Annotated in this window: 2 protein-coding genes; both read left to right on the forward strand. The window is 69.8% G+C overall.

What is annotated here, in order from left to right; all coding sequences use genetic code 11:
• Positions 1–274: 274 nt before the first annotated feature.
• Positions 275–1,657 (forward strand): glycine--tRNA ligase, encoded by a 1,383-nt coding sequence (locus tag L7D48_RS28295; protein WP_237883870.1) that lies wholly within the window; start codon positions 275–277, stop codon positions 1,655–1,657.
• Between the two features lie 274 nt (positions 1,658–1,931).
• Positions 1,932–2,243, forward strand: a complete 312-nt coding sequence (locus L7D48_RS28300; RefSeq protein ID WP_237883872.1) for a hypothetical protein — start codon at positions 1,932–1,934, stop codon at positions 2,241–2,243.
• Positions 2,244–2,268: the final 25 nt, after the last annotated feature.

The following is a 2,268-nucleotide window of genomic DNA, read 5'->3' on the forward strand; positions in this document are numbered from 1 at the left end:
GGTCAGGCCGAGCATGCCCAGGGCGGCGGCTCCGGCCAGTGCGGTACGGGAGGCGGCGCGGCGGCGGGGGCGGGGTATGAGAGGGCGGCGTCGAGCGTTCATGACACTCATTTTCCCCCTAGTTGGAAATGATTGTCAAATGAGATGGGGGTTCCGGCGACCGGCGGCGAGCGGGTTTCCGGCATCCCGCGTCCGAACCCCGAACCGATTTGATCCCGCCCCGGTCATCGCCGGTAACCTGAGGCATTCCGTCGTCTGTACCGAAGAGAGCACCGTGGCCGCCGACAAGATCGACACCATCGTCAGCCTCAGCAAGCGCCGTGGCTTCGTCTACCCCTGCAGCGAGATCTACGGGGGGCAGAGGGCCGCCTGGGACTACGGTCCACTGGGTGTGGAGCTGAAGGAGAACATCAAGCGCCAGTGGTGGCGCTACATGGTCACCTCGCGCGACGACGTCGTCGGAATCGACTCGTCGGTCATCCTCGCCTCCGAGGTCTGGGTCGCCTCCGGCCACGTGGCCACCTTCACCGACCCGCTGACCGAGTGCACCTCGTGCCACAAGCGGTTCCGCGCCGACCACCTCGAGGAGGCGTACGAGGCCAAGCACGGCCGCCTCCCCGCCGCCGGCCTGTCGGACGTCAACTGCCCCAACTGCGGCGTCAAGGGCCAGTTCACCGAGCCCAAGCAGTTCTCCGGCCTGCTGTCCACGCACCTCGGCCCGACCCAGGACTCCGGCTCGGTCGCCTACCTGCGTCCCGAGACCGCGCAGGGCATCTTCACCAACTTCGCCCAGGTGCAGCAGACCTCGCGCCGCAAGCCGCCGTTCGGCATCGCGCAGATGGGCAAGTCCTTCCGGAACGAGATCACTCCGGGCAACTTCATCTTCCGCACCCGCGAGTTCGAGCAGATGGAGATGGAGTTCTTCGTCAAGCCGGGCGAGGACGAGAAGTGGCACGAGTACTGGATGGAGCAGCGCTGGAACTGGTACACCGGGCTGGGCCTGCGCGAGGAGAACATGCGCTGGTACGAGCACCCGGCGGAGAAGCTCTCCCACTACTCCAAGCGCACCGCCGACATCGAGTACCGCTTCCAGTTCGGCGGCGGCGAGTGGGGTGAGCTGGAGGGCGTGGCCAACCGCACCGACTACGACCTGAGCTCGCACTCCAAGGCCTCCGGCCAGGACCTGTCGTACTTCGACCAGGAGGCCGGCGAGCGCTGGACGCCGTACGTCATCGAGCCCGCGGCCGGTGTCGGCCGCACGATGCTGGCCTTCATGCTGGACGCCTACACCGAGGACGAGGCGCCCAACGCCAAGGGCAAGATGGAGAAGCGCGTCGTGATGCGCCTCGACCCGCGCCTGTCGCCGGTCAAGGTCGCCGTCCTGCCGCTGTCGCGCAACCCGCAGCTCTCCCCGAAGGCCAAGGGCCTGGCGGAGACGCTGCGCAAGCACTGGAACATCGAGTTCGACGACGCCGGCGCCATCGGCCGCCGCTACCGCCGCCAGGACGAGATCGGCACGCCGTTCTGCGTCACCGTCGACTTCGACACCCTCGACGACAACGCCGTGACGGTGCGCGAGCGCGACACCATGAAGCAGGAGCGCGTCTCGCTCGACCAGATCGAGTCCTACCTCGCGGCGCGGCTGATCGGCTGCTGAGCCCCCGCCGTACGAGCGGTACGCGCGGCTCGCGTACGGAGGCCTCCGGACCCGGTGCGGGTGCGGAGGCCTCCGGCCGTCTCCGGCGTCCGCACCGGGTCCGGAAGGCGGGACGGTCCTGTCGCCGCCCCGGCCGCTTCCCGTTTGCCGGGATCCGGAAACCGGCCGCCGCCGAACACTGCCCCACTCGGCTCTGGTGCCGCCGCGCACCGCCTCCCAGAATCGGCCGGGCACACACGGACGGGATCCGGAGGGCGACAAAAAGAGGGGAAGCATGCTGACGACGGGCACGGTGACCACGGGCACGGTCAGCGGTTGCGGACAGGACGGGCGCATCCACGAGGTGAGGATCACCCGCGAGCTGTGCCTGCGCCGCGGTACGGGGGAAGGCCGCCGTCTCGTCTGCGGCACCTGCGACCGCCGCTTCACGGCCCGCGGCCTCGCACGCGCCGAGGCGGCCCACCACCTGGCCGAACACGGCGCGCGCGGCGGCGGGCAGCGTCTGAGCCCCGCGCCCTGGATCCTCGGGCTGATCGGGCTGGCCGGCTTCCTCACGGTCTTCACGCCCGCCTTCCTGGGGCACTGACCCCGCCGGGGGCGGGGGCATACGG

It is taken from the genome of Streptomyces sp. ICN903 (genome assembly GCF_022015835.1).
In the GTDB taxonomy this organism is placed as follows: domain Bacteria; phylum Actinomycetota; class Actinomycetes; order Streptomycetales; family Streptomycetaceae; genus Streptomyces; species Streptomyces fenghuangensis.